The following is a 25,443-nucleotide window of genomic DNA, read 5'->3' as shown; positions in this document are numbered from 1 at the left end:
AAGGATCAGAACGGGCTTTCGGGGAAGTAGAAGGTTTCGGCGTTCTCGGGCGTGATCAGACGCGAGCCGATGATGAAGCGGCCCGAGACCGGCGCATCGGATTCGAAGTTGAGCGCGGTCATCTCGATTGCCGAAGAGATCAGCGCCGGCGGATAGGTCACGTTCACCGGCAGCTGCGGATCCTTGTCCATGATGCGCTTGACGATTTCCTTCATACCGGCACCGCCCACGACCCACATCTGGTCCTGACGGCCTGCTGCCGAAATCGCCTCGAGCACGCCGAGCGCCATATCGTCATCGGCCGCCCAAACCGCGTCGATCTGCGGGAATTTGGTCAGATAGTCCTGCATGACCTTGAAGGCGTCGTCGCGGTTCCAGTTGCCGTGCTGCTTGTCGAGGATCTCGATCTCGGAACCGGCCAAAGCCGCCTCGAACGCATCGACGCGCTCGTTGTCGAGCGTGGTCGGAATGCCGCGCAGGATCACGATTTTCGCGCCCGGCTTGAGGTTGGCTTTGAAATAGTCGCCCGCGACACGGCCGAAAGCGGTGTTGTCGCCCGCGACGTAGAGATCCTCGATCCCTTCCTCGGACAGGCCGCGGTCGACGACCGTCACCCATTTGCCCGCATCCTTGACCGATTTGACCGGCGCGGTCAGCGGCTCGGATTCGAAGGGCAGCACGACCAGCGCGTCGATATTGCGCGTGGCCATCATGTCTTCGATGTCGTTGACCTGTTTGCTGGCATCCGGCGCGGTCGCCAGAACGAATTCGATGTCGGGATAGGTCGTGCCCAGACGCTTGATGGTTTCTTGCGCGTGCCAGTTCAGCCCGCCCATGAATCCGTGGGTCGCCGAGGGGATCGAGACGCCGATCACCTTTTTCGCGGCATCCTGCGCCAGAACGGCGCCGCCCGAGACGCCGATCATCAGTGCCGCAACCATCGGCAGTTTCAGCAGATTTCTACGAAGCATGGTCTTCCTCCCTTGTTCACCGCTCCTCGGCGGTGCGTTTTTCCCGCTGCAAGACGACAGCAAGCACGATGATGACGCCCTGGATCGCCCCGTTGAGATAGGGGGAAACCAGCGAGGTCAAATTCAGGATATTGTCGATGAGGCTCAGGATCAGGACACCTACGACCGTGCCCCAGACCCGACCCGTTCCGCCTTTCAGCGCGGTGCCGCCGATGATGACGGCGGCGATCGCCTCCAGCTCCCAGCCGATGCCGGTCGAGCCCGAGGCCGACCCCAGACGCGGCACATACATGATGACCGCAAGCCCGACCAAGCCGCCAAGCAGCACATAGCTGAGCAGCTTCACGCGGTTCACATCCACCGCCGAATAGCGCGCAACGCGGTCGTTCGAGCCGATCGCCTCGATATAGCGGCCGAAGCGTGCCTGCCGCATCAAAAGCTCGCCCAGCACGGCGACGATCGCGAAGACGATGATCGGCCAGGTGATCCAGCCGAGGCCCGAGTAATAAACCGGCCGGTAAAGCGTGCGCAGATCCGAGGCGAGGCTCAGCGTGCCGCCGTCGCCCAGCCATGTCACGAGGCTGCGGAAAATCCCCATCGTCCCCAAAGTGACGATGAAGGGCTCGATCCGAGCCTTGGTGATCAGCGCGCCGTTGATCAGCCCAGCAATCAGCCCGCCGCCAAGCGCGACCAGCATGCCCAGCACGATCGTGCCCCAGTTGACGCCGGTGACCGGCGCAAGCGCGTTCATCGCGATGATCGCGACCCCTGCCAGAAAGGCCGCCATTGCGCCGACCGACAGGTCGAGCCCGCCCGATGTGATCACGAAGGTCATACCGACCGCGATCATGCCGATAAAGGCCGAGCGCGCCAGAACGTTGGTGATATTGGCGGGCGCGAGAAAGGCGGGGTTGAGGAACCAGCCCAGCAGGATCAGCAGAACCAGCGCCACGATCGGGCCGAGAACATGGAAATTGATGCGTGTCATGCGGAAAGTGCCCCGGCTGCTGGTTCATCCTGCGCATCCAGCCCCATGGCCAGACGCACGATATTGTCCTCGGTGATCTGCGGGCCGGACAGCTCGCCCGCGATGCTGCCCTGACGCATGACAAGCACGCGGTCGGACAGGCCCATGACCTCGGTCAACTCGGACGAGATCACGATGATGCTGCGCCCTTCGGCGGCGAGTTTGCGGATAAAGGCGTAGATCTGGCTTTTGGTGCCGACATCGATGCCGCGCGTCGGCTCGTCGATGATGATGATCTTCGGTTCGGTCAGCATGGTCTTGGCCAACAGCAGCTTTTGCTGGTTTCCGCCCGACAGGTTGCCCGCCATGATCTCGCGCGAAGGGGCGCGGATGTCGAAATCGCGGATCGCGGTTTCCAGTGCCTGCGCCTCGGCGGCCTTGTCGATGCGGATGCCGCCGAACCGCTCCAACGCGGCCAAGGTCAGGTTGGGCGTGAGGCCCTTTTGCAGCAGGAGACCGGCCTCTTTGCGGTCCTCGGTCAGATAGGCGAGGCCCGATCCGGCGGCCTGACGCGGATCGCGGATCACGGTTTCGCGGCCTTCGATGGTGATGCGTCCCGTGGCGGGGCGCAGGCCCACCAGCCCCTCGGCCAGCTCGGTCCGGCCGGAGCCCACCAGCCCCGCAATCCCCAGAACCTCGCCACGGCGAAGCGAGAGATCGGCATTCCTGACTCGGCCTGCAACCGAAAGGCCCGAGACCTCGAGCACGGTTTCGCCAAGGCTTTCGGCTTTTGGCGGGAAGAAATCGGTCAGCTCGCGCCCGACCATTGCGGTCGCCATGCCGTCCTCGGTCATCTCGCCGCGCAGGGCACGCCCAACGACCGAACCGTCGCGCAGGACCGTGATGCGGTCGGCAAGATGGGCCACCTCGTCAAGGCGGTGCGAGCAGAACATGATCGCGACACCGTCCGCGCGCAACCGGTCGATCTGGTCGTAAAGCGCGCCGACCTCGCGATGGGTCAGAACAGCCGAGGGCTCGTCCATGATCAGCACGCGGGCATCGCGCGACAGGGCCTTGGCGATCTCGACCATCTGGCGGTCGGGGACCGAGAGGTCGCGGATCAGGGCATCGGGCGAAATTGTGGTCTGGAGCCGTTCGAGCAGCGCCGCCGTCGCCTCGCGCATGGCACGGTGGTCCAGCCGCCAGCCGCCAAGCTCGCGGCCCAGAAAGACATTGGCCGCGACGGTCAGGTCCTGGGCGAGGTTGAATTCCTGATGGATGACGATGACGCCAGCCGCTTCGGCCTCGGGGCCGGAACGATAGGGGGCGGGGCTGCCGTCAAGAAGCACTTGCCCCGCGGTCGGCGCCAGAAAACCGCCGAGGATTTTCATGATCGTCGATTTGCCCGCGCCGTTTTCGCCGATCAGCGCGTGTACCTCGCCGCCGTAAAGCGGCAGGTCGACCCCGTGGAGCACTTCGATCGGGCCGAAGCTGCGCCTGACACCTTCAAGCGCAAGGATGGCTTTGGAATCCGCTTGCGTCATATCCCCACCCATTGCCCATTCGCGCGTGCGCTTTCCTGCGCGGCCGCGATGAAGCGCATGCCCGACAGGCCGGCCGCAATGCCCGGAACGCGGTCGAGATGCGCGGTCTCGCCAGCGATGATATCGGCAATATCGGAATAAAGATTGGCGAAACCTTCGAGATAGCCTTCGGGATGGCCGGGCGGCGTGCGGAACGAGCCGGAGCGGTCCTGCGCCCGCGTCAGAATGCGCGGCGGCTGGCCTTTCGGGGTATGGATCAGGCGCTCCGGCGTCTCCTGCGCCCAATGAAGCGCGCCGTCGCTGCCGTAAAGCGCCAGCGTCAGCCCGTTTTCATGGCCGACCGCGACCTGACTGGCCCAAAGCCCGCCCCTCGCGCCGCCGGCATAGCGCAAGGCCACACGCACATCGTCGTCGATCGGGCGGTTCGGTACCATGCTCGAGAGTTCGGCCGAGAGTTCGGCGGGGGTCTCGCCGGTCACGAATTGCGCAAGCTGCCACGCATGGGTCGCGATATCGCCCAAAGCGCCTGCACCTGCGCGCGCGGGATCGGTGCGCCATTCGGCCTGTTTCGACTGCACGTCATCGGCAAGCCAGCCTTGCAGGTAATTTGCCTGTACCAGCCGCAACCGGCCGATCGCGCCTTCGGCAACCAATGCGCGGGCCTCTCGGATCAGGGGCAGGGCGCTATAGTTATGGGTCAGGAAAAACCGCGCCGTCGAGTTGGCGGCGGCTTCGGCCATAGCCTGCGCCTCGGCCTGCGTCGCGGCCATTGGCTTGTCGCAGATGACATGGATGCCCGCGTTCAGGAAGGCGATGGCGGGCGCCGCATGGAGATGGTTCGGCGTCACAATGGCCACTGCGCGGATGCCGTCGGGACGGGCGGCCTCGGCTTGGGCCATGTCCGTGAAATCCGCGTAGCTGCGCGCGATCCCCAAAGCCTCGGCGGAAGAGCGCGCCCGTTCGGGGTCGGACGACAAGGCCCCTGCTACCAGATCGAAGCGCCCGTCCATCCGCGCGGCAATGCGGTGGACGCCGCCGATGAAAGCGCCTGCGCCGCCGCCGACCATGCCGAGCGGGATGCGCGCGCTCATAGCCCGAGCGCCTTGTTGACGGCGGCCTGATCAATGCTGCCTGCCGCGAAATCGTCGAAAGCATGGGGGGTCACGCGGATAATATGGTCGCGCACGAAAGCGGCCCCTTCACGGGCGCCGTCCTCGGGGTGTTTGAGCGCGCATTCCCATTCGACCACGGCCCAGCCCGAAAAGTCATATTGCGTGAGCTTCGAGAAAACACCTTTGAAATCGACCTGACCGTCACCCGGGCTGCGGAAGCGTCCGGCGCGGTTCACCCAAGACTGGAAGCCTCCGTAAACGCCTTGGCGGCCCGTGGGATTGAACTCGGCATCCTTGACGTGAAACATCTTGATGCGCTCGTGGTAGATGTCGATGTGGTCGAGATAATCGAGCTGCTGCAGCAGGTAGTGAGACGGATCGTAAAGCATATTGGCGCGGGCGTGGTTGCCGACGCGTTCGAGGAACATCTCGAAGGTGATGCCGTCGTGAAGATCCTCGCCCGGATGGATCTCGAAACAGATGTCGACGCCGTGGTCCTCGGCGAGGTTCAAAAGCGGCAGCCAGCGTTTGGCAAGTTCGTCGAACGCCGTTTCAACCAGACCCGGCGCGCGCTGCGGCCAAGGGTAAAGATAGGGCCAAGCCAAAGCCCCCGAGAAAGTCGCCATCGCATTCAGGCCAAGCGCCGCGCTGGCGCGGATGGTTTTCGCGACCTGATCGACGGCCCATTCCTGCCGCGCCTTGGGATTGCCGTGAACGGCCGGCGGGGCGAATGCGTCGAAAGCCGCGTCATAGGCGGGGTGGACGGCGACGAGCTGGCCTTGCAAATGGGTGGAAAGCTCGGTCACGGCGATGCCTTTGTCGGCGGCCTGACCGAGGAAATCGTCGCGCCACGCGCTGGAAGTGACGGCGAGATCGAGATCGAAAAGGCGCTGGTCGATCGAGGGGACCTGAACGCCCGCATAGCCCAGACCTGCGGCCCAGCCGGTTATCGCGGTCCAATCGTTGAAGGGTGCCTGATCCGAAGCGAATTGCGCCAGAAACAAACCGGGCCCGCGCATGGTTTTCATCTCGATTCCTCCCTCTGGCGTAAAGTCTTGCCTGTTTGTGAAATCGATTGCAAGAAGCTTGTGGAGCGCCTTGGCTGGGCTTAGGGTCCGACGTTATGACTGACGATGCCCAAAGCCCCAATCCGATCAAGATCGCCGATGTCGCCCGCCTTGCAGGGGTCTCGGCGGCGACGGTCAGCCGCGTTCTGTCGCGCCCCGCCATGGTGGCCGAGGCAACGCGCGAGGTGGTTTTGCAGGCGGTCCAGCAAAGCGGCTACCGGATGAACCATGCCGCGCGAAACCTGCGCAAGCAGCGCACCGGCGCGGTGGTGGCGCTTGTGCCCAATCTCGGCAATCCGTTCTTCGCCAAGATCCTCGCGGGGCTCGGCCGGGTGCTGGAGGAGGCGGGTTATGACCTGCTGGTCGGCGATACATTGGCGGAGGGCGGGCGACGGCGCTCGCTCCAGCGCTTCCTCGACCCGTCGCGGGCCGACGGGATTGTGCTCTGTGACGGGCTTGTGGCGCGCGAGGAGCTGCTGTCGGGCAGGGGAATCCCGCCGGTCGTGATGGCCTGCGAATGGCGCGAGGATCTCGATTTTCCCTCTGTGGCGCTCGATAATGCGGCAGGTGCGGCCCTTGCAGCCGAGCATCTGGCCGCGCTCGGCCATCGCCGGATCGCCTGTATCGGCGGGCCTGCGGCGAATATCCTCCACCGCACGCGGATAGAAGGGGTGGAGCGGGTTCTCGGCCCCGAAGGCTTTACGGTATTCGCCGGAGATTTCTCGCTCGATGCCGGACGGCGGGCGGCGGAGCTCTGGCTTGCGCTTGCGCCGGAGCAGCGGCCGACCGGTGTCGTGTCCTTTTCGGACGAGATGGCCTGTGCCTTCATCGCCGAATTGCAACGCCACGGGATCGACGTACCGCGCGACGTCTCGGTCGTGGGCTTTGACGATATCGAGCTCGTCTCGCATTTGACGCCGGCGCTGACAACGGTACGCCAGCCCAAACGCGAGATCGGGCGCATGGCGGGCGAGACCATGCTCGCCGTGATCGAGGGGCGGGCGGTCGCGCCGCAAAGCCTGATTCCCCCCAAGCTGATGCTGCGCGCCTCGACCCGCGCCTTGCAGGGCTGACAGCTTCAATTTGTCCTATTAATCGCGACCATGCACCAGCATTTCTTTGAAATGCTCGGGTAATTGGGTATTTTTATGATGAAGAAAAGTTTTGACGCATAATTAATCATATAATACGCCTATTATAGGGCCGGGAGGAAAGCGGCCTTCAGGGAGAGAGCATCATGAAATCATTTCTCGTGGCGACCACTGCGGTCGCCTGTCTGAGCATGGCTGCGCCGGTTCTGGCGGCCGGAATGGAAGGCAAGGTCGTGGGCTTTTCGCAGATTGGCTCTGAATCGGGGTGGCGCGCGGCCGAGACGACGCTGACGCAAAACCAGGCCAAAGAGCGCGGCATCGATCTGAAATTCGCCGATGCCCAGCAAAAGCAGGAAAACCAGATCAAGGCGGTGCGCGGCTTCATCGCGCAGGGCGTCGATGCGATCCTGATCGCGCCGGTTGTGGCGACAGGCTGGGACGATGTTCTGGCCGAGGCCAAGGATGCCGAGATCCCCGTGGTTCTGCTCGACCGCCAGATCGAGGCGCCCGAGGATCTCTATCTCACCGCGGTGACCTCGGATCAGGTTCACGAGGGCAAGGTTGCGGGGGATTGGCTGGTGGCCGATGTCGGCGACAAGGCCTGCAAGGTGGTGGAGCTTCAGGGCACGACCGGCTCTTCGCCCGCGATCAACCGCAAGCAGGGCTTCGAGGAGGCGATTGCGGGGCATGACAACATCACCATCGCGCGCTCGCAGACCGGCGACTTCACCCGCACCAAGGGCAAAGAGGTGATGGAGAGCTTCATCAAGGCCGAGAATGGCGGCAAGGATATTTGCGCGGTCTATGCCCATAACGACGATATGGCTGTCGGGGCTATTCAGGCGATCAAGGAAGCGGGGCTCAAGCCGGGCACCGACATCAAGATCGTCTCGATCGACGCCGTTCCGGACATCTTTCTCGCCATGGCCGAGGGCGAGGCCAATGCCACCGTCGAGCTGACGCCCGATATGGCGGGGCCCGCCTTCGACGTTCTCGCGGCCTATCTGGCGGATGGCACGGCGCCCGCGAAATGGATCCAGACCGAATCCAAACTGTTCACGCAGGCCGACGATCCCAAGGCGGTTTACGAGGCCAAGAAAGGTCTTGGTTACTGATCCTTTCGGGCGGGGGCTGCCCCGCCCGTTTCATTTGCGAAAGGGCGGGGCATGGCTTCGGAACAGGCGCTTTTGTCGGCGCAGGGTATCGAGAAATCCTTTTTCGGCGTGAAGGTTCTGGAGGGTGTCGACTTCACCCTCCGCGCGGGCGAGATCCATGCGCTTTTGGGCGAAAACGGCGCGGGAAAGTCCACGTTGGTCAAGATCCTGACCGGCGCCTACCGCCGCGATGGCGGGGTGATGGCGCTCGAGAGGGCGCCGGTCGAGCCGCGCTCGGTCGCGGAGGCGCAGACTTTGGGGATCGGTACGGTCTATCAGGAGGTCAACCTTCTCGACAATCTGACCGTCGCCGAGAACCTTTATCTCGGGCGCCAGCCGCGCCGCTTCGGCATGGTCGATACGCGCAAGATGCGGGCCGATGCAGCGGCGCTTTTGGGCCATTACGGCCTTGCCGTCGATCCGGCCGAGACCCTGTCGCATTATCCGGTCGCAGTGCGCCAGATCATTGCGATTGCGCGGGCTGTCGATCTTTCGGGCAAGGTCCTGTTTCTCGACGAGCCGACCGCGAGCCTTGATGTGCGCGAGGTCGAGGCGATTTTCACGGTGCTGCGCCAGCTGCGCGATCGCGGTTTGGGGATCGTGATCATCACGCATTTTCTGGATCAGGTTTACGCTTTGGCGGATCGGGTCACGGTGCTGCGCAATGGTCGCATGGTCGGGAGCCGCGCGCTGGCCGACCTGCCGCGGCGCGATCTCGTCAGCCTGATGCTGGGGCATGATCTGGCCGGCGACGATCTTCGTCCCGTCCCCCCCCGCGCGGCAGAAGGCGAGGCGGCATTCGACTTCAGGGGGTTCGGCAAAAGCGGCATGATCGCGCCGTTCGACCTGGCGATCCGGCCGGGAGAAGTCGTGGGAATCGCGGGGCTTTTGGGCTCGGGCCGGACCGAGACGGCCGCGCTCATGTTTGCGATCACGCGGCCCGACAGCGGCGAGATGCAGGTCGACGGACGTCCGGTCGCGCCGAAATCCCCAGACGAGGCGATTGCCTTGGGGATCGGGCTTTGCCCCGAAGAGCGTAAGACCGACGGGATCGTGGGCGATCTTTCGGTGCGCGACAACATTATCCTCGCGCTTCAGGCGCGGCGGGGTTGGGCGCGGCCGATTGCGCGCGACGAGGCCGATGCGATTGCCGCGCGCTATATCGCGGCGCTCGACATCCGGCCGCCCGATCCCGACCGGCCGATCAAATTCCTCTCGGGCGGGAACCAGCAAAAGGCCATTCTTGCGCGCTGGCTGGCCACCGATCCGCGTCTGCTGATCCTCGACGAGCCGACGCGCGGCATCGATATCGGCGCCCATGCCGAAATCATTGCGCTGATCCGCCGGCTTTGCGCCGACGGCATGGCGCTGGTTGTAATCTCCTCCGAGGTCGAGGAGCTGGTCGCCTATTCGAGTCGCGTCATCGTGCTCTCGGACCGCCGCCACATCCGCGAGCTCTCGGGTGCGGAGGTCAATGCCCGCGCGATCATGGGCGCGATGGCCTTGGCGGGAGATGCGGCATGACGGGTGCTCTGGGACGCAAATTCCGCCGCCTTGCGCCGCAGCTTGGGGCGTTGGCGCTGGTTCTGGTGCTGATCGCGATGGTTGCGCCGGGATTTTTCGCGATTTCGGTTCAGAACGGGCGGCTTTACGGCAGCCTGATCGATGTCGGCGTGCGGGTCGCGCCGGTCGCGCTATTGGCGATCGGCATGACGTTGGTGATTGCGACCAAGGGGATCGATCTCTCGGTCGGTGCGGTCATGGCGATCACCGGCGCGATCGCGGCCAGCCTTGTCTCCGAGGGTCAGCCTCTGGTTGCGGTGATCGTGATTTCTCTGCTGGTCGGAGTGGTTTGCGGGATCTGGAACGGAGTTCTGGTGGCCTTTCTCGATATCCAGCCGATCATCGCGACGCTGATCCTGATGGTGGCGGGACGCGGGATCGCGCAGCTCGTGACCAATGGCGTCATCCTGACCTTCAACGATCCGGCCTTTGCCTTCATCGGGTCGGGAGCGGTGCTGGGTATCCCGATGCCGATCGTGATCTGGGTTGTCATGGGACTGGCGGTCGGGCTTTTGGTGCGCCGCACCGCGCTCGGGTTGCTGATCGAGGCGGTGGGGATCAACCGCAGGGCCTCGATGCTGATGGGGGTCAGGGCGCGTTTCCTGATCCTGACGGCCTATGTCGTCTCGGGGCTTTGCGCGGCGGTGGCGGGGATGATCGTGACTGCCGATATCCGCGGCGCGGATGCCAACAACGCCGGTCTCTGGCTCGAGCTGGACGCGATTTTGGCGGTGGTGATCGGGGGGACCTCGCTCGCGGGAGGGCGCTTTTCGATCACGGCCTCGCTGATCGGCGCGCTGATCATTCAGGCGCTCAATACCGGCATCCTGATGTCGGGCTGGCCGCCCGAGTTCAACCTGATCGTCAAGGCCGTCGTGATCGTCGTGATCCTGACGCTGCAATCGCCTGCGGTCCGGCTCGAAACCGCCTTTCTCAGAAGCCTGCGCCGCAAGCCGAAATCCGAGGTCGAAGCATGATCCGCACCCGCAATCTGCCCTTTGTCGCGACCGTGGTGATTTTCGTCCTCGCCTATGCGCTCTGCGCCGCGCAGTTTCCCGCGATCCTGTCCTGGCGCGTGGCCGGCAACCTTCTGACCGACAACGCCTTTCTGGGGATTGCGGCGGTGGGGATGACCTTCGTCATCATCTCGGGCGGGATCGATCTGTCGGTGGGTGCGGTCATCGCCTTTACCTCGGTCCTCGTCGCGGTGCTGGTACGGGCGGGGGTACATCCGGCGCTGGCCTTCGGGCTGGCGCTGATGGTCTCGACCGCTTTCGGCGCACTGATGGGGCTGATGATCGACCTGCTGAAAATGCCGCCATTCGTGGTGACGCTGGCGGGGATGTTTCTGGCGCGGGGCGCGGCTTTCCTGATCTCGACCGAATCCGTGCCGATCAGCCATCCGTTCCTGCGCAGCCTCAAATCAATCGCCATCGCGCTGCCCGACAAGGGCAAGCTCAGCTTTCTGGGGCTGCTGATGCTCGCGGTCTTTGCGGCAGGGGTGGTGGTCGCGCATCGCACACGCTTTGGCGCCAATGTCTATGCGCTTGGCGGGTCGGCCCAATCGGCCGAACTGATGGGTGTGCCGGTCCGGCGCACAACGGTGCAGCTTTATGCCTTGTCGGGCTTTCTCGCAGGGCTTTCGGGGCTGGCCTATACGCTCTATACCTCGGCGGGTTATTCGCTCGCGACCGTGGGCGTCGAGCTGGATGCGATCGCCGCCGTCGTGGTCGGGGGCACCTTGCTGACCGGCGGCGCGGGGCTGATCTTGGGGACGTTGTTCGGCGTGTTGATTCAAGGCCTTATCCAGACCTATATCGTTTTTGACGGCAGCTTGTCCTCGTGGTGGACCAAGATCGTAGTGGGGCTTCTGCTCTTCGCTTTCATCGTGCTTCAACGGGTGATCGTTCTGGTCAGCGACTACCGCGCCGCGCGCAAAACGACGCGATCCGGCCCGATTCAAAGTGGTTCTGGCCACGCCGGTTCCGGCCAAAGCGCGATGTCGCAAAGCGGCGCGGGCGCGCGATGACCCTGATCAAACGGGCCGCCTTCGGCACGCTTCCCGCCTCGAGCCATGCCAAAGTCGTCGACGCTTTGGGGCGCGCCATTGTCGCGGGCGATTTCGCCGAGAACGAGATCCTGCCCGGTGATCCGGTCCTGACCGCGCGTTTCGAGGTCTCGCGCACCGTCTTGCGCGAGGCGATGAAGACCCTTGCCGCCAAAGGCCTGATCCGCGCCAAATCGCGGGTCGGCACGCAGGTCAATCCGCGCGAGAGCTGGAATTTCGTGGATCGCGACGTGATCGGCTGGCGCATGCAGAAGGGCATGGACGGCGAATTCGTCCGCCAGCTTTCCGAGATGCGCATGGCGCTCGAGCCGGCAACGGCCGCTTTGGCGGCGCGCCATGCCACGCCCGAAGAGATCATCCAGCTTTACAATATCGCGGCGCGGATGGACGACCGCAACCACAGCCGCGAGAGCTTTGCCGCCGTCGATCTGGAATTCCACATCGCTGTCGCCGCCATGTCGCGCAATCCCTTCATCCGCTCGGTTTCGACGCTGGTCGAGGCGGCGCTGGCGGTGAGTTTCCGCATCTCCTCGCCCGCGCTCAGCCCCGAGGGAATCTCGCAAAGCGCTTCGCTTCATCTGCGCATCGCCCGCGCGATCGCCGATCACGACGAGGAAACCGCCATGCAGGCCATGAGAATCGTGATCGGCGAGGGGGTGGATCGCGCCTGCGAGGCGCTCGGCCGCGCTGAAGGGGCCGCCTGAGCACGCCTCGGACAAATGCGGCGGGGGTGCAAAGGCAGCCTCCGGTTGCGGTCGGAGTGCCGCTCTGCCCCGCCATTTCGGAAAATTTTACCGAAATGGAGAAATATCCGACTTTATGGTGAAATACCCCTATCAAGCGACGCAGCTTTGCGGCATGGCTGACCGGTATATTATTGGGGCTTCCCGCCTTTAGGCATCCGGCGGGTGGCAGGAGAGGGATCAGCATGACCGACGACAATACGCCGCACAAATCACGCATCACCAAAGAAGAGGCGCTGGCCTACCACCTCGAGCCGCGACCGGGCAAATACGACGTGGTCGCCTCGAAGCAGATGGCGACGCAGCGCGATTTGTCTCTGGCCTATTCGCCGGGCGTTGCCGTGCCGGTCGAGGCGATCGCCGCCAATCCGGAGCTTGCCTACGACTATACCGTCAAGGGCAATATGGTTGCGGTCGTGTCGAACGGCACCTCGATCCTTGGTCTGGGCAACCTCGGCGCGCTGGCATCGAAGCCGGTGATGGAGGGCAAGGCCGTCCTCTTCAAGCGTTTCGCCGATGTGAACGCGATCGATATCGAACTCGATACCGAAGATCCCGAAGAAATCATCCGCGCGGTCAAGCTGATGTCGCCGACTTTCGGCGGTGTGAACCTTGAAGACATCAAGGCGCCCGAATGCTTCATCATCGAGCAGCGCCTGAAGGAAATCTGCGACATTCCGGTCTTCCACGACGACCAGCACGGCACCGCCGTGATCTGCGCCGCCGGCCTGATCAACGCGCTCGAGCTTTCGGGCAAGAGGATCGAGGATGTGCGCATCGTCGTGAACGGCGCGGGCGCGGCGGGGATCGCCTGCCTCGAGCTGATGAAGGCCATGGGCGCGCAGCAGGACAACTGCCTGATGTGCGACACCAAGGGCGTGATCTACAAGGGCCGCACCGAGGGCATGAACCAGTGGAAATCGGCCCATGCCGCCGATACCGACGCCCGCACGCTTGAAGAGGCGATGAACGGCGCCGACGTCTTTATCGGCGTTTCGGCCAAAGGCGCGGTGACGCAGGCCATGGTCAAGACCATGGCCGACAATCCGGTGATCTTCGCCATGGCGAACCCCGATCCCGAAATCACCCCCGAGGATGCCCATGCCGTGCGCGCCGATGCGATCGTGGCGACGGGGCGCTCGGATTACGCCAACCAGGTCAACAACGTCCTCGGCTTTCCCTATCTCTTCCGCGGCGCGCTGGACATCCATGCCCGCGCCATCAACGACGAGATGAAGATTGCCTGTGCCCGCGCCTTGGCGGAACTCGCCCGCGAGGATGTTCCCGACGAGGTTGCCGTGGCTTACGGCCGCAAGCTGCAGTTCGGCCGCGACTACATCATCCCGACGCCCTTCGATCCGCGTCTCATCCATGTCATCCCGCCGGCGGTTGCGCAGGCCGGCATGGATACCGGCGTCGCGCGCCGTCCGATCATCGACATGGACGGCTATGTCCAGTCGCTCAAGGCCCGCATGGACCCGACCGCCGCGATCTTGCAGGGCATTCACGCCCGCGCGCGTCAGGCACAGGCCCGCATGATCTTTGCCGAGGGCGACGATCCGCGCGTGCTGCGTGCAGCCGTCGCCTGGCAGCGCGGCGGCATGGGCCAGTCGATCGTTGTCGGCCGCGAGGCGGATGTGAAGGAAAAGCTGGAAGCCGTCGGTCTGGGCGAGGCCGGTCGCGAGCTGACGGTGGTCAACGCCTCGAATTCGCGCCATCTCGAGCAGTATCACGAGACGCTTTACGCGCGCCTCCAGCGCAAGGGTCTCGACCGCGAGGATACCAACAAGCTGGCGAACCGCGACCGCCATGTCTTTGCCTCGCTGATGCTGGCCCATGGTCACGGCGACGGTCTGGTGACCGGTGCCACGCGCAAGAACGCGCATGTCCTGTCCCAGATCCGCAAGGTCTTCGACGTCAATCCCGAAGACGGCGCGGTCGGCATCACCGCCGTTCTGCACAACGGCCGCGTCATCCTGATGGGCGACACGCTGGTCCACGAGTGGCCCGAGGCCGAGGATCTCGCCGATATCGCGACCCGCGGTGCGCATGTCGCGCGCGGCCTGGGTCTTGATCCGCGCGTGGCTTTCCTGTCCTTCTCGAACTTCGGCTATCCGATCAGCGAGCGCGCGGTAAAGATGGCCAAGGCTTCGGAAGTGCTCGATGCGCGCGGGGTCGATTTCGAATACGAGGGCGAGATGACCGTCGATGTGGCGCTGAACATGGCGCAGGCGGCAAAATATCCCTTCTCGCGTCTGACGGGTCCGGCCAACGTGCTGGTGGTGCCGGCGCGCCATTCGGCCTCGATCTCGGTCAAACTTCTGCAGGAGATGGCAGGCGCGACGGTTGTAGGCCCGATCCTGACCGGTGTGGCGCAGCCGATCCAGATCTGCTCGACCAGCTCGACCGTGAACGACATCCTCAACATGGCCGCAATCGCGGCGGGGCGTCTGGGTCAGGTGAAATAATCCGGCCCGCAACGGGTGGATTTCGCAATACGGGAAGCGGCGGGCCAAGGGTCCGCCGCTTTCGTTTCGGGCCTGATCGCGATTCCGTGATCTGCGCGCAACAGGGGTGTTGCGCAAATGTCGCGACTGACCCGCTCTCCTTGCGGTAGAGCTTAAAAGGGGCAGGGGGGCCACCTATCTCATGACCAACGGAGGCGGAAGGATCTGCCTCCAACGGAATGAGGATGATGATATGAAACTCTTTGGTGCAACGGTTCTGGCTTCGCTTCTTGCTACGGGCGCTTTCGCCGGCGGTTATGTCGCGCCGGTCGTCGAGACCCCCGTCGTCGTAGAAACCGAGACCGCGCCGCAGTTCGGCGACTGGACCGGCTTCTACGCTGGTGCGCAATATGGTCAGGGCGAAGCCAAAGCCGAGTTCGGCTCGCAATCGGGCAAGCGTGATCTGGACGCTTACGGCGTTTTCGCCGGCTATCAGCACGATTTCGGCAGCTATGTTCTGGGCGGCGAACTGAACTACAACAAAGTCGAGCTGGATGACGTTTCGGGCAAGGGCGACCTGCTGAGCCTGCGCGCCCGCGCCGGTTACGACCTTGGCCGTTTCCTGCCCTATGTGACCGTCGGCTACGCCTATCTTGATGCCGACGATTCCGAAAACGGTCTGGTTTACGGTATCGGCGGCGACTTCAAAGTCACCGAGCGCTTTGTTCTGGGCGCCGAATATACCCGCCACGACTTCGACGATGTCGGGAATGTCTCGGGTCTGGACCTGAAAGCCGACACGGTGCAGGTCCGCGCAAGCTTCCGCTTCTGATCAGCGGTTCACGAGACTGAACGAGAAAGGCAGCCCGAAAGGGCTGCCTTTTTCTTTTGATGCTGGCTGGCAAAGCCTAACTGGCGAATGCAGGCTGGCGGGCGGTGCTGGCTGGGTCGGCTGGCTGGGGGAAAGGCTTGCTGGCGATCGCGCGCTGGCTCTTTCCGGGGCTGGCTTTGCCGTGCTGGCTACCTTTTGCTGGCTACGTTTTGCGTGCAGGCTTGGCTGCCGGGCCCGATTATTCGGCTGCGAACAGCGTCGCGTATTTGCCGCACCAATCGGTTTTCTGAACCGTCGGCCATACGCCTCGGCCCTCTTCCTTCGGGGCGACCGGCGGATTGACGCGGCAAAGGCCCGCATCGGAGAGCTGGGCGGCAGCCTGAACGGCATGGTCTTCGTAATAGGCGCAAGAGTTGCAAACGGCGTGGCTCATCGGGACTTCCTGTCTGGCTGTTTCGGGACGACAGCTCGCTTGCAGGGATCGAAGAGCTGGCTGGCTGTGTTGGGGCAGATATGGTCGGGTCGGACGATGAGGTCAATAAAAAAGATAATAAAAACAAATAGTTGAGTAGATTTCTCGGAGATTGAAAGCTGAGGAGAACGCTCGGAAAAGCGAAAAACCCTTATCCTTCCGCTGCTTGGCGGAATGGCCCTTCGGGTGCGGAAATGACCCAGAAAAACGCTTTCATGCCCGAGTGAAAAGCTCGGAACGCTAAAGCGCCACCTGATTGATTTCATGGGTTTTCCGGCGGGGCGCCATTCGCGGATCGCATCGAATCACCAAGTCTCCGGCCGATATGAAAAAGCGCCCGCGAAGGGGCGCTTTGACGGGCAGGCTGCGCAGGGCGCTTAAAGGGCGATCTCGCCGCGCTCGACCTGACGCTGGCGCTCGCGGAAACGGGCGCGGTCGGCCTCGGAATACTCGTCGGCGCAGCGGTGGCAGCAGACGCCGATCTCGAATTCGGGGCGCTGCTTGTCCTCGGCCGAAAGCGGGCGGCGGCAGGCGTGGCAGAGATCGTAATCACCTTGAACCAACCCGTGGCCAAGGCTGACGCGCTTGTCGAAAACGAAGCACTCACCCTGCCATTTGCTGTCCTCGGCGGGGACATCTTCAAGGTATTTCAGGATGCCGCCCTTGAGGTGGTAAACCTCGGGAATGCCCTCACCCAGCAGGAAGTTCGTCGATTTCTCGCAGCGGATGCCGCCAGTGCAGAACATCGCGATGCGCTTGTTGTGGAAACGATGGGCATTCTCGCGCCACCAATCCGGAAAGTCGCGGAAGCTTTTCGTGCCCGGATCGACCGCGCCGTCGAAAGTCCCGATCTCGACCTCGTAATCGTTGCGCGTGTCGATCACCGCGACATCGGGGGCGGAAATCAGCGCGTTCCAGTCCTTGGCCTCGACGTAATGGCCGACCGAGGCGGTCGGATCGACATCGGGCTGACCCATCGTGACGATCTCGCGCTTGAGGCGGACCTTCATGCGCGCGAAAGGCATCTCGGCGGCGGGGCTTTCCTTCCACTCGAGACCGGCGCAGCCGGGCAGGGCGCGGATATGGGCCAAGGCCGCATCGATTCCCGCGCGGCTGCCCGCGATCGTGCCGTTGATGCCCTCGGGGGCGATCAGCAGCGTGCCCTTGATCCCTGCCAAATCGCAGGCTTCCTGCAAGGGGCCTTGCAGGGCGGCGGGTTCGGGGAATCGGGTGAAATGGTAAAGTGCGGCGACGGTGAACATGGCTGCCGCTTGCCTCAAGATCGCGTCGGGATCAAGTAAACTCGGCTGCAGTCGCAGCAAATTGCTTGCAGCCCCTGACAAAAACCGCGAACCTGACGACCGGATTTGAGGGAGGACGCCGTGGCCAGGGCCTTGATCGTTATCGATATGCAGGTGGATTTCTGCCCCGGAGGCGCGCTTGCCGTCACCGGAGGCGACGAGATCATTGCGCCGATCAATGCGCTGATGGCGGATTTCGACGCGGTGGTTCTGACGCAGGACTGGCATCCCGCCGATCACGCGAGTTTTGCCGACAACCATGCGGGTGCGGCGCCCTTCACTGTCACCGAGATGGATTACGGCCCGCAGGTCCTGTGGCCGCGCCATTGCGTGATCGGCACGGGAGGCGCGGAATTTCACGCCGATCTGGTCACGACAAGCGCCGATCTGGTGCTGCGCAAGGGGTTTCGTGCCGGCATCGACAGCTATTCCTCGTTCTTCGAGAACGACCACAAGACGCCCACCGGCCTTGCGGGCTATCTGCGCGAACGCGGCCTGAGCGATCTGAGCTTCGTGGGCCTCGCCCATGATTTCTGCGTCGCGTGGTCGGCGATCGATGCGGTCAAACTGGGTTTTTCCGCAACCGTTATTGAATCCGCCTGCCGCGCCATCGATCTCGACGGCTCGCTGGAACAGGCGCGGCTGAGCATGAATGCGGCAGGAGTAATACTCGCATGATGATCCCGACCGTCGATATTGCGACGCGCGTTTACAACCACAAATGGAAGATCGATCCGATCGTGCGTTCGCTGATCGATACCGACTTCTACAAGCTCTTGATGTGCCAGTCGGTCTTTCGCAACAGCCCCGATACGACGGTCACGTTCAGCCTGATCAACCGCTCGAAATCGGTTCGGCTTGCCGATCTCATCGACGAGGGCGAGTTGCGCGAGCAGCTCGACCATGTGCGCGGCCTGTCGCTGACGCGCGGCGAAAGCACATGGCTGCGCGGCAATACGTTCTACGGCAAACGCCAGATGTTCCGCCCCGATTTCATGGAGTTTCTCGAGAACCTGCGTCTGCCCGCCTATCAGCTGGAAAAGCGCGACGGCCAATACGAGCTGACCTTTGAAGGGAAATGGCCCGAGGTCATGCTGTGGGAAATCCCCGCCTTGGCGATCATCATGGAGCTGCGCTCGCGCGCGGTTCTCAAGGATATGGGCCGCTTCGAGCTGCAGGTGCTTTACGCGCGCGGCATGGCGCGGCTGTGGGAAAAGATCGAGGAATTGCGCAAGCTCGGCCCCGATCTGCGCATCGCCGATTTCGGCACCCGCCGCCGTCACAGCTTTTTGTGGCAGGATTGGTGCGTGCAGGCCATGGTCGAGGGCTTGGGCGACGAGCGTTTTATCGGCACCTCGAACTGCCTGATCGCCATGCGCCGCGATATCGAGGCGATCGGCACCAATGCGCATGAATTGCCGATGGTCTATGCCGCATTGGCCAAGAACGATGCCGAATTGCAGCAGGCGCCCTATAAAGTGCTCGCCGATTGGCACGAAGAGCATGACGGCATGCTGCGTATCATCCTTCCCGATACCTACGGCACCAAGCATTTCCTTGATCACGCCCCCGATTGGCTGGCGGGTTGGACCGGCATCCGCATCGACAGCGGCGATCCGGCCGAGGGTGCCGAAACCGCGATTGCCTGGTGGAAAAGTCGTGGCGAGGACCCGCGCGAGAAGCTGATCATCTTCTCCGACGGGCTGGATGTCGCCAAGATGCACGAGCTTTTCGCCCGCTTCCACGGCCGCGTCAAAGTCAGCTTCGGCTGGGGCACGCTTTTGACCAACGACTTCCGCGGTCTGGTGCCGGGCGACGGGCTCGCGCCGTTCTCGCTGGTGTGCAAGGCGGTTGCCGCGAACGGCGTGCCGACGGTGAAACTGTCGGACAATCCCGAAAAGGCGACCGGCCCGCAGGATCTGATCGAACATTACAAGAAGGTCTTCGAGATCGGCGCGCAAAAGCGCATCACGGTCGAGGTTTAGGCGGCGCGCAGCCACTTGGTCCCTTGATCGGAAAACAAGAACGCGGCGCGTGATGCGCCGCGTTTTTCGTTGATGGGGAAGGGTTCAGGCCTTGTCGCGCCAGCGGTTGACCAAAGGATAGCGGCGGTCGAGCCAGAAGGCCTTGCGCGAGATCCGCGGGCCGGGGGCCGCCTGATAGCGTTTCCATTCGCTGGCATAGAGCAGGCCCTGAACCTTCAGAACCACCTCGGGCTCGTGCCCCATCGCCACGATTTCCTTGACGGACAGGTCACGCTCGACCAGCCCGTCGAGGATCGCGTCCAGCACCTCGTAGGGCGGCAGGCTGTCCTGGTCCTTCTGGTCGGGGCGCAGCTCGGCCGAAGGCGGCTTGGAGATGATGCGCGGGGTGATGACCTCGCCCGATTTGCCCTTCATCCAGTCGCGGTGATTGGCATTGCGCCAGCGGCAGGTCTCGAAAACGCGGGTTTTATAAAGATCCTTGATCGGATTATAGCCGCCCGCCATATCGCCGTAGATCGTGGAATAGCCGACCGCGACCTCGGATTTGTTGCCGGTGGTCAACAAAAGCCCGCCGAATTTGTTCGACAGCGCCATCAGCAGCACGCCGCGCAGGCGGGACTGGATGTTTTCCTCGGTCAGATCGGGCTTGGTGCCGGCCATCAGATGCGCCAAAGCGCCATCGACCGCATCGCGCGCGCCGTCGATGCGCACGGTCTCGATGCGGATGCCCAGACGGTTGGCGCAATCGCTCGCGTCCTCGAGGCTTTCAGCCGAGGTATATTCGCTCGGCAGCATGACACAGAGGACGTTTTCAGGCCCCAAAGCATCGGCCGCAATCGTCGCGACCAGCGCGGAATCGATCCCGCCCGACATGCCCAGAAGCGCGGTCTTGAAGCCCGATTTGCGCATGTAGTCGCGCAGGCCTTCGGTCATGGCGCGGTAATCTTGCTCCCATTCATCGGGCTGATGCGCCATCTCGCCCTTTTCGGCACGCCAGCCCGAGGGGGTGCGGACGAAATCGACATGGGTGACGATCTCGTCGAAAGGCGCAAGCTGCATGACCTTGTCGACGCCGCCGCTCTCGCCGGGGTTCAGGACAAAGCTCGCGCCATCGTAAAGCTGGTCGTCCTGCCCGCCCACCGCATTGAGGTAAACCGCCGGCAGGCCGGTCTCGACCACGCGCGAGACGATATGCGTCATGCGCAGGTCAAGCTTGCTTCGGTGATAGGGGCTGCCGTTCGGGATCAGCAGGATCTCGGCGCCGGTTTCGGCAAGGGTCTCGGAGACCTCGGGCCACCAGCTGTCCTCGCAGATCGGGCTGCCGATGCGTAGGGGCCCGATGCGGTAGGGGCCCGATACCGGACCCGCATCGAAAAGGCGCATCTCGTCGAAAAGCTGCTGATGGGGCAGATCGTGTTTGAGAACGCGCGCCACGACCTTGCCGCCCTGCAAGATCCAGAACGCGTTGTAAAGCTTGCCACCGTCGCGCCACGGCCCGCCGATCCCGATCGCGGGACCAACGGCGCAATCCTTGGCGAGCTGGACCAGATGGGCCTCGGCATCGGCGGTGAAGGCGGCTTTGAGGACCAGATCCTGCGTCTGGTAGCCGGTGATGAACATCTCGGGCAAAGCCAGCATGTCGGCACCGGCGGCCTTGGCTGCGGCAAAAGCCTCTCGGGCCTTGCGGGCATTGCCGTCCAGATCGCCGACTGTGGGGTTCAGCTGTCCCAAAGTGATGCGGAAACGATCGGTCATCGCGCTCTCCCTGTCTTGTCCCCTGCGTTGATAGGCGAGCGGAGACAAAAGGAAAAGTCGGGCTTTGCGCCTTGCCCTGCAATAGGTTAAACCCGATCAAAACCCGCCCGGAAAACGGGCGGATCGAACGCAGGCAAACCGGAGGCAGGGCGATGAGGGCAGTAATTGCCGCCACGGCGATTTTTCTGGCAGGCGTAGGCCTTGCCGGAGCAGAGACCGTCATCACCAAGCAATATGACGACGGTGGCGTCTACGAGGGGACCTTCCGCAACGGGCGCCAGCATGGGCGCGGGACCTACAAACTCCCCAACGGATATGAATACAGCGGCGATTGGGTCGAGGGCGAGATCCTCGGTCAGGGCAAAGCGACCTTCCCCAACGGCTCGGTCTACGAGGGCAGCTTTTCCAAGGGCAAGCCCCACGGCAAGGGCAAGATCGTCTATGCCGACGGCGGCACCTTCGAGGGCGACTGGCTCGAGGGCGAGATCACGGGCGAGGGCGTGGCCCATTACGCCAACGGCTCGGTCTATACCGGCGGTTTCCTGCGCGCGCTGCACAACGGCAAGGGCGTTCTGACCCAACCCAACGGCTACCGTTATGAGGGCGACTGGAAGGCGGGCGTCAAGGAAGGGCGCGGCAAAATCACCTATCCCGACGGCGCGATCTACGAGGGCGACATGCTCGCCAACCAGCGCGCCGGTCGCGGCAAGCTGACCATGCCGGACGGTCTGTCCTACGAGGGAGGCTGGGCGGCGGGCCAGATGAGCGGTGACGGCAAGCTCGTGCAGGCCACCGGCGACACCTATCAGGGCCGGATGGTCAACGGCAAACGTCAGGGCGCGGGCGTCGCGGTCTACAAGAACGGTGATCGCTACGAGGGCGGTTTCCGCGACGACAAGCGCGACGGCAAAGGCGTTTTCACCGGCACCGACGGTTATATCTACGACGGCGACTGGGTGCAGGGCCGGATGGAGGGGATGGGGCTCATCACCTATCCCGACGGCTCGACCTATGACGGAGCCTTGCGCAACGACCTGCCCGACGGGCGCGGCCTGATCACCTATCCCGATGGCGCGACCTATGAGGGCGATTGGTCCGAAGGCGTGATCAATGGTCAGGGCGTTGCCAAATATGCCAACGGGCTGACCTATGAGGGCGGTTTCCAGAACGCCCGCAACGAAGGTCAGGGCCGCATGGTCTATCCCGACGGCTATGTCTACAACGGCAGCTGGCGCGAGGGCCAGCGTCATGGCGAAGGCCAGGCCACCTATCCCGACGGCACGACCTATGACGGCAATTTCGTCGGCGGGCTGCGCGAAGGCAAAGGCCGCCTGATCACACCCGACGGCTTCCGCTACGAGGGCGGCTGGAAAGCCGGCGAAATCGACGGCGAGGGCACCGCCACCTATGCCAACGGCGACACCTATACCGGCAATTTCGTCGCCGGAAAGCGTCAGGGCACCGGCGTGATGCGCTATGCGACAGGACAGGTCGCCTCGGGCGAGTGGAGCGACAACCGCCTCTCCAAACCCGCGGAAGGCGCCGAAGCCATCGAGGGCGGGCAGCCCGCAACCCCCGACGGCACCGTTCCCGCCGAACCTGCGACGAACTGACCTCAAAGCTTTCTCCGGAATGAAAATACCCCCCTTGGCCAGCGCCGCAGGGGGGTATTTTCATTCCGGAGAAAGCGTCGTCAGGCGGGCGCGGGGGGCACCCTTTGCGCGGTCCCGTGTCAGATCACCTTGCTCAAGGCGCTTTCGGGCCAATGGGCGAAGGGCAGGACGCGGCCGTCGGCGCGGCTTTGTGCGACCTTGGCCAGATCGACCTCCGCCTTGATCCATTCGGGGCGGTCGAGCCTGCCCTCGGCGATAATCCCGCTTTCGGGCCAGAGCCCGTCCGGCGGGGCATAGATTGCCGCGATGCCGCGGTTCTCGTCGATGGCGGGGTTCCAGTCGACATTGCCCACGGTCGGGGATTGCACGACGACGCATTGCGATTCCAGCGCCCGCGCCATGGCCCCGATCCTGACGCGGTTGAATCCCGCGATCGTGTCGGTGCAAGAGGGCACAAGGATGATTTCCGCACCGGCCTCGGCAAGCGCGCGGCCCAAAAGCGGGAATTCGCCGTCATAGCAGATCAGAATACCGATCTTGCCGACGGCCGTGTCGAAAAGGCGCAGGCCGGGCGCGCCGACCACATCCCAATCCTCGCGCTCGAAACGGGTCATGACCTGTTTGTCCTGATGCCCGATCCTTCCTTGGGGGCCGAACAGCACCGCGCGGTTGACGGGGCGTTTCGCGGGATCGGGCAAGGCCGGACCGGAGGCCGCGAGGATATGGAGGTCGAAGCGCCGCGCGAGATCCGCGTGAAGGCGGTCGCGGGCTTCTTCGTGGCGGGCGACTTCGTGCAGGCTCGCCTCGAGGTCGGCGGCGATTGCGGTGCCGCCGAGCGAGGCCAGCTCCATCGCGCCATATTCCGGAAAGACCAGCAGGTCGCAATCGGATGCCGCCTCGACCCAGCGGGTGATCTTGGCCTCGTAATCGGAGAAACTGTCGAACCAGTCGAAATCATAGGCCGAGGTTGCGATTTTGACTTTGGTCACAGCGTTTTCATCCAGAATTGCAGGGGTTTGCGCGTGCAGTGATCCTCGCCGATGTCTTTCCAGTCGAATTCGGCGATCACGCCGGGCAGTTCGGCATAGCCGCGCTTTTGCCAAAAGCCATCAAGCGGGCGATAGTTTGCGGGGCGGGCAGGGTGGTCCTTGGGGCGCATCACGCTGCAAAAGGCCGAATAGCGGCGGCCAAGTGCGCGGGCCTGCGCCTCGCGGCCGTCGAAGAAGGCATGGCCCAGACCGTGGCCGCGATAATCGGGCAGCAGGACCGATTCCGCGCAGTAGAAGATCTGTTCCAGAGGCTCGGGCCGGATCGCGAAGGCTGCCGCGAAATCTTCGGCGTGGTCCTCCATCGGGGCGCCGGTCGAGGCGCCGATCATGCGCGCGCCGTCATAGGCCGCGACCACCACCGCCCCGGGGGATTGATAGGCCTTGAGGTAGTCGCGTTCGTAATCGGGATCGCCGTCGTAGAGATAGGGCCAGTCGCGAAAGACCGTGATGCGCAGCCGTGCCAGATCATCCAGCACGGCGGCAACGGCCTCTCCGGTGAGGACCCGCGTCTCGATCATCCGACGACCTGTTTGGTCCAGTCGGCGAGGTTGTAATAGGTCGTGACGCGCGCGATCTTGCCGTCGCGGATCTCGAAGAACGTGCCGGCGGGCAGGCGGTAGGTCTGGCCGTTGGCCTCCGGCAGCCCCTCGTCGGTCTTGAGATAGGTGCCGTTCACGATGAATTCGGCTGCCGCGCGGGTGCCGCTCTCATTGGCGAAGATCACCATATCGGTCAGGTTTTCGCGGTAGCTTTCCGTCATGTGGCGGTTGAATTCGGCGAAAAGCTCTTTGCCGCGACGGATGCCGCCCTCGTTGACGTGATGCTCGATCTCGTCATGCAGCATGGTCAGCATCTCGTCGGTGCGACCGGCGTTGAATGCGTCGTAATAGGCGGTGATGAGGGCTTTGGTATCCATTCGAAGGCTCCTGTCGGTTTGTCCGTGATGTACCCCGTCAAACCGCGGGCGTCACCCTAGCCCTTAGGTCTAAGGCCGCTTCGGGCGGAACCGCGGTGCAGGATCAGACCGGCGCATCCTCGTCGATATAGGCGGCGGGCAGGCTCATGAGCATCTCGTGATAGGCGATGCCCTCGTCGAGATCGTCGAAAATCGTCAGATTGCCGCGGTCGAGCACCGCCCCCATCGTGCACATCGCCCGCACCATCGCCATGGAGTGGGTGACGACGATCGCGCCCGACTGGCTCATGCGCTCGGCGAAAACCTGTTGGGATTTGGCGCGGAACGAGGCGTCGCCGACGCTGGTGACCTCGTCGACGAGATAGGTGTCGAATTTGATCCCCATGCTCGTGCCCATCGCCAGACGCGAGCGCATCCCTGAGGAATAGGTCCCGAAGGGGCGGTGAAAATGTTCGCCGAGTTCGGCAAAATCTGCAACATAGTCAATGAGTTGGTCGGTATCGACGCCGTAGATCCGCGCCACGAAGCGCACATTCTGCGCACCGGTTAGATCGGCGTGGAAACTGCCCGCGAAACCCACCGGCCAAGAGATCGTCCCGCTCGAGACCACCCGCCCGTAGGTTGGCGAAATCGTCCCCGCAATGATGCGCAGCAGGGTCGATTTGCCCGCACCATTGCGCCCCAGAAGGGCGACGGATTCGCCGGTCGGGAAAACCGCATTGATATTGTCGGCAACGACATGTCGCTGCCCCTTGCGGCGAAAGATCTTGGTCAGATTCTCGAGCTGGATCAT

At 63.5% G+C, this 25,443-nt stretch carries 23 protein-coding genes; 11 read left to right on the top strand and 12 right to left on the bottom strand.

Features of this window, described 5'->3' with window-relative positions; all coding sequences use genetic code 11:
• Positions 1-5: 5 nt before the first annotated feature.
• The 5 genes from ACFFUC_RS07985 to ACFFUC_RS07965 are packed head-to-tail and all read right to left on the bottom strand — an operon-like array spanning position 6 to position 5,622.
• A complete protein-coding gene (locus tag ACFFUC_RS07985; RefSeq protein ID WP_377685146.1) occupies positions 6-971 on the bottom strand; it encodes an ABC transporter substrate-binding protein in 966 nt (321 codons plus the stop codon).
• Between the two features lie 16 nt (positions 972-987).
• Positions 988-1,959: an ABC transporter permease gene (locus ACFFUC_RS07980; protein ID WP_377685144.1), complete on the bottom strand. Its 972-nt coding sequence runs from the start codon at positions 1,957-1,959 to the stop codon at positions 988-990.
• A complete protein-coding gene (locus ACFFUC_RS07975; RefSeq protein ID WP_377685142.1) occupies positions 1,956-3,482 on the bottom strand; it encodes a sugar ABC transporter ATP-binding protein in 1,527 nt (508 codons plus the stop codon). The genes ACFFUC_RS07980 and ACFFUC_RS07975 overlap by 4 nt, the downstream gene beginning before the upstream one ends.
• Positions 3,479-4,573: a Gfo/Idh/MocA family protein gene (locus ACFFUC_RS07970; protein WP_377685140.1), complete on the bottom strand. Its 1,095-nt coding sequence runs from the start codon at positions 4,571-4,573 to the stop codon at positions 3,479-3,481. Before ACFFUC_RS07970 ends, ACFFUC_RS07975 begins: the two co-directional genes overlap by 4 nt.
• Positions 4,570-5,622 carry a sugar phosphate isomerase/epimerase family protein gene (locus ACFFUC_RS07965; RefSeq protein WP_377685138.1) on the bottom strand — a complete coding sequence of 351 codons (1,053 nt, stop codon included), beginning with the start codon at positions 5,620-5,622 and terminating at the stop codon, positions 4,570-4,572. The genes ACFFUC_RS07970 and ACFFUC_RS07965 overlap by 4 nt, the downstream gene beginning before the upstream one ends.
• 95 nt (positions 5,623-5,717) lie before the next feature.
• On the opposite strand from ACFFUC_RS07965, the gene ACFFUC_RS07960 reads away from it, so the two are divergent.
• The 8 genes from ACFFUC_RS07960 to ACFFUC_RS07925 all read left to right on the top strand — a co-directional run bounded on the left by ACFFUC_RS07960 (position 5,718) and on the right by ACFFUC_RS07925 (position 15,559).
• Complete coding sequence (locus ACFFUC_RS07960; protein ID WP_377685136.1) at positions 5,718-6,734, top strand: LacI family DNA-binding transcriptional regulator; 1,017 nt, start codon at positions 5,718-5,720, stop codon at positions 6,732-6,734.
• Positions 6,735-6,898: 164 nt separating this feature from the next.
• Positions 6,899-7,867, top strand: a complete 969-nt coding sequence (ytfQ, locus tag ACFFUC_RS07955) for a galactofuranose ABC transporter, galactofuranose-binding protein YtfQ (protein WP_377685135.1) — start codon at positions 6,899-6,901, stop codon at positions 7,865-7,867.
• A gap of 51 nt (positions 7,868-7,918) precedes the next feature.
• Complete coding sequence (locus ACFFUC_RS07950; protein WP_377685134.1) at positions 7,919-9,430, top strand: sugar ABC transporter ATP-binding protein; 1,512 nt, start codon at positions 7,919-7,921, stop codon at positions 9,428-9,430.
• Positions 9,427-10,446 carry an ABC transporter permease gene (locus tag ACFFUC_RS07945; RefSeq protein WP_377685132.1) on the top strand — a complete coding sequence of 340 codons (1,020 nt, stop codon included), beginning with the start codon at positions 9,427-9,429 and terminating at the stop codon, positions 10,444-10,446. Before ACFFUC_RS07950 ends, ACFFUC_RS07945 begins: the two co-directional genes overlap by 4 nt.
• Positions 10,443-11,498 (top strand): galactofuranose ABC transporter, permease protein YjfF, encoded by a 1,056-nt coding sequence (yjfF, locus tag ACFFUC_RS07940; RefSeq protein ID WP_377685130.1) that lies wholly within the window; start codon positions 10,443-10,445, stop codon positions 11,496-11,498. The genes ACFFUC_RS07945 and yjfF overlap by 4 nt, the downstream gene beginning before the upstream one ends.
• On the top strand, positions 11,495-12,241 hold the full coding sequence (locus tag ACFFUC_RS07935) for a FadR/GntR family transcriptional regulator (protein WP_377685128.1): 747 nt from the start codon (positions 11,495-11,497) through the stop codon (positions 12,239-12,241). Before yjfF ends, ACFFUC_RS07935 begins: the two co-directional genes overlap by 4 nt.
• 224 nt (positions 12,242-12,465) lie before the next feature.
• Complete coding sequence (locus tag ACFFUC_RS07930) at positions 12,466-14,748, top strand: NADP-dependent malic enzyme (protein WP_377685126.1); 2,283 nt, start codon at positions 12,466-12,468, stop codon at positions 14,746-14,748.
• A gap of 232 nt (positions 14,749-14,980) precedes the next feature.
• The gene (locus ACFFUC_RS07925; RefSeq protein ID WP_377685124.1) at positions 14,981-15,559 is read left to right on the top strand and encodes an outer membrane protein; all 579 of its coding nucleotides are present in this window, start codon (positions 14,981-14,983) and stop codon (positions 15,557-15,559) included.
• 238 nt (positions 15,560-15,797) lie between these two features.
• On the opposite strand, the gene ACFFUC_RS07920 is transcribed toward ACFFUC_RS07925, so the two are convergent.
• Both ACFFUC_RS07920 and trhO read right to left on the bottom strand, forming a co-directional pair.
• Positions 15,798-15,992, bottom strand: a complete 195-nt coding sequence (locus ACFFUC_RS07920) for a hypothetical protein (protein ID WP_377685123.1) — start codon at positions 15,990-15,992, stop codon at positions 15,798-15,800.
• Between the two features lie 416 nt (positions 15,993-16,408).
• Positions 16,409-17,293: an oxygen-dependent tRNA uridine(34) hydroxylase TrhO gene (gene trhO, locus ACFFUC_RS07915; RefSeq protein WP_377685121.1), complete on the bottom strand. Its 885-nt coding sequence runs from the start codon at positions 17,291-17,293 to the stop codon at positions 16,409-16,411.
• 120 nt (positions 17,294-17,413) lie between these two features.
• Between trhO and pncA the strand changes: the two genes are divergently transcribed.
• Positions 17,414-18,010, top strand: a complete 597-nt coding sequence (gene pncA, locus ACFFUC_RS07910; protein WP_377685119.1) for a bifunctional nicotinamidase/pyrazinamidase — start codon at positions 17,414-17,416, stop codon at positions 18,008-18,010.
• A complete protein-coding gene (gene pncB, locus ACFFUC_RS07905) occupies positions 18,007-19,317 on the top strand; it encodes a nicotinate phosphoribosyltransferase (RefSeq protein WP_377685117.1) in 1,311 nt (436 codons plus the stop codon). Before pncA ends, pncB begins: the two co-directional genes overlap by 4 nt.
• Positions 19,318-19,401: 84 nt before the next feature.
• On the opposite strand, the gene ACFFUC_RS07900 is transcribed toward pncB, so the two are convergent.
• Positions 19,402-21,072, bottom strand: a complete 1,671-nt coding sequence (locus tag ACFFUC_RS07900) for an NAD+ synthase (protein ID WP_377685115.1) — start codon at positions 21,070-21,072, stop codon at positions 19,402-19,404.
• 152 nt (positions 21,073-21,224) lie between these two features.
• On the opposite strand from ACFFUC_RS07900, the gene ACFFUC_RS07895 reads away from it, so the two are divergent.
• The gene (locus ACFFUC_RS07895; RefSeq protein ID WP_377685113.1) at positions 21,225-22,685 is read left to right on the top strand and encodes an MORN repeat-containing protein; all 1,461 of its coding nucleotides are present in this window, start codon (positions 21,225-21,227) and stop codon (positions 22,683-22,685) included.
• Positions 22,686-22,804: 119 nt separating this feature from the next.
• Here ACFFUC_RS07895 and ACFFUC_RS07890 read toward each other — a convergent pair whose 3' ends face one another.
• The 4 genes from ACFFUC_RS07890 to ACFFUC_RS07875 form a co-directional block, all read right to left on the bottom strand.
• Positions 22,805-23,674: a carbon-nitrogen hydrolase family protein gene (locus tag ACFFUC_RS07890; RefSeq protein WP_377685111.1), complete on the bottom strand. Its 870-nt coding sequence runs from the start codon at positions 23,672-23,674 to the stop codon at positions 22,805-22,807.
• Positions 23,671-24,252 carry a GNAT family N-acetyltransferase gene (locus tag ACFFUC_RS07885; protein WP_377685109.1) on the bottom strand — a complete coding sequence of 194 codons (582 nt, stop codon included), beginning with the start codon at positions 24,250-24,252 and terminating at the stop codon, positions 23,671-23,673. The genes ACFFUC_RS07890 and ACFFUC_RS07885 overlap by 4 nt, the downstream gene beginning before the upstream one ends.
• Complete coding sequence (locus ACFFUC_RS07880) at positions 24,249-24,650, bottom strand: ketosteroid isomerase-related protein (RefSeq protein WP_377685108.1); 402 nt, start codon at positions 24,648-24,650, stop codon at positions 24,249-24,251. The genes ACFFUC_RS07885 and ACFFUC_RS07880 overlap by 4 nt, the downstream gene beginning before the upstream one ends.
• A gap of 103 nt (positions 24,651-24,753) precedes the next feature.
• The gene (locus ACFFUC_RS07875) at positions 24,754-25,443 is read right to left on the bottom strand and encodes an ABC transporter ATP-binding protein (protein ID WP_377685106.1); all 690 of its coding nucleotides are present in this window, start codon (positions 25,441-25,443) and stop codon (positions 24,754-24,756) included.

The organism is Paracoccus cavernae (assembly GCF_042430175.1).
Taxonomy (GTDB): Bacteria; Pseudomonadota; Alphaproteobacteria; order Rhodobacterales; family Rhodobacteraceae; genus Paracoccus; species Paracoccus cavernae.
The sequence above is the reverse complement of the archived record's forward strand: the minus strand, read 5'-3'. Positions and strand labels throughout refer to the sequence as shown.

Bases quoted from the DNA above. Each gene is read 5' to 3' on its own strand.
- ACFFUC_RS07985 (WP_377685146.1), bottom strand. From the start codon at position 971: ATGCTTCGTAGAAATCTGCTGAAACTGCCGATGGTTGCGGCACTGATG.
- ACFFUC_RS07980 (WP_377685144.1), bottom strand. From the start codon at position 1,959: ATGACACGCATCAATTTCCATGTTCTCGGCCCGATCGTGGCGCTGGTT.
- ACFFUC_RS07975 (WP_377685142.1), bottom strand. From the start codon at position 3,482: ATGACGCAAGCGGATTCCAAAGCCATCCTTGCGCTTGAAGGTGTCAGG.
- ACFFUC_RS07970 (WP_377685140.1), bottom strand. From the start codon at position 4,573: ATGAGCGCGCGCATCCCGCTCGGCATGGTCGGCGGCGGCGCAGGCGCT.
- ACFFUC_RS07965 (WP_377685138.1), bottom strand. From the start codon at position 5,622: ATGAAAACCATGCGCGGGCCCGGTTTGTTTCTGGCGCAATTCGCTTCG.
- ACFFUC_RS07960 (WP_377685136.1), top strand. From the start codon at position 5,718: ATGACTGACGATGCCCAAAGCCCCAATCCGATCAAGATCGCCGATGTC.
- ytfQ (WP_377685135.1), top strand. From the start codon at position 6,899: ATGAAATCATTTCTCGTGGCGACCACTGCGGTCGCCTGTCTGAGCATG.
- ACFFUC_RS07950 (WP_377685134.1), top strand. From the start codon at position 7,919: ATGGCTTCGGAACAGGCGCTTTTGTCGGCGCAGGGTATCGAGAAATCC.
- ACFFUC_RS07945 (WP_377685132.1), top strand. From the start codon at position 9,427: ATGACGGGTGCTCTGGGACGCAAATTCCGCCGCCTTGCGCCGCAGCTT.
- yjfF (WP_377685130.1), top strand. From the start codon at position 10,443: ATGATCCGCACCCGCAATCTGCCCTTTGTCGCGACCGTGGTGATTTTC.
- ACFFUC_RS07935 (WP_377685128.1), top strand. From the start codon at position 11,495: ATGACCCTGATCAAACGGGCCGCCTTCGGCACGCTTCCCGCCTCGAGC.
- ACFFUC_RS07930 (WP_377685126.1), top strand. From the start codon at position 12,466: ATGACCGACGACAATACGCCGCACAAATCACGCATCACCAAAGAAGAG.
- ACFFUC_RS07925 (WP_377685124.1), top strand. From the start codon at position 14,981: ATGAAACTCTTTGGTGCAACGGTTCTGGCTTCGCTTCTTGCTACGGGC.
- ACFFUC_RS07920 (WP_377685123.1), bottom strand. From the start codon at position 15,992: ATGAGCCACGCCGTTTGCAACTCTTGCGCCTATTACGAAGACCATGCC.
- trhO (WP_377685121.1), bottom strand. From the start codon at position 17,293: ATGTTCACCGTCGCCGCACTTTACCATTTCACCCGATTCCCCGAACCC.
- pncB (WP_377685117.1), top strand. From the start codon at position 18,007: ATGATGATCCCGACCGTCGATATTGCGACGCGCGTTTACAACCACAAA.
- ACFFUC_RS07900 (WP_377685115.1), bottom strand. From the start codon at position 21,072: ATGACCGATCGTTTCCGCATCACTTTGGGACAGCTGAACCCCACAGTC.
- ACFFUC_RS07895 (WP_377685113.1), top strand. From the start codon at position 21,225: ATGAGGGCAGTAATTGCCGCCACGGCGATTTTTCTGGCAGGCGTAGGC.
- ACFFUC_RS07885 (WP_377685109.1), bottom strand. From the start codon at position 24,252: ATGATCGAGACGCGGGTCCTCACCGGAGAGGCCGTTGCCGCCGTGCTG.
- ACFFUC_RS07880 (WP_377685108.1), bottom strand. From the start codon at position 24,650: ATGGATACCAAAGCCCTCATCACCGCCTATTACGACGCATTCAACGCC.
- ACFFUC_RS07875 (WP_377685106.1), bottom strand. From the start codon at position 25,443: ATGATCCAGCTCGAGAATCTGACCAAGATCTTTCGCCGCAAGGGGCAG.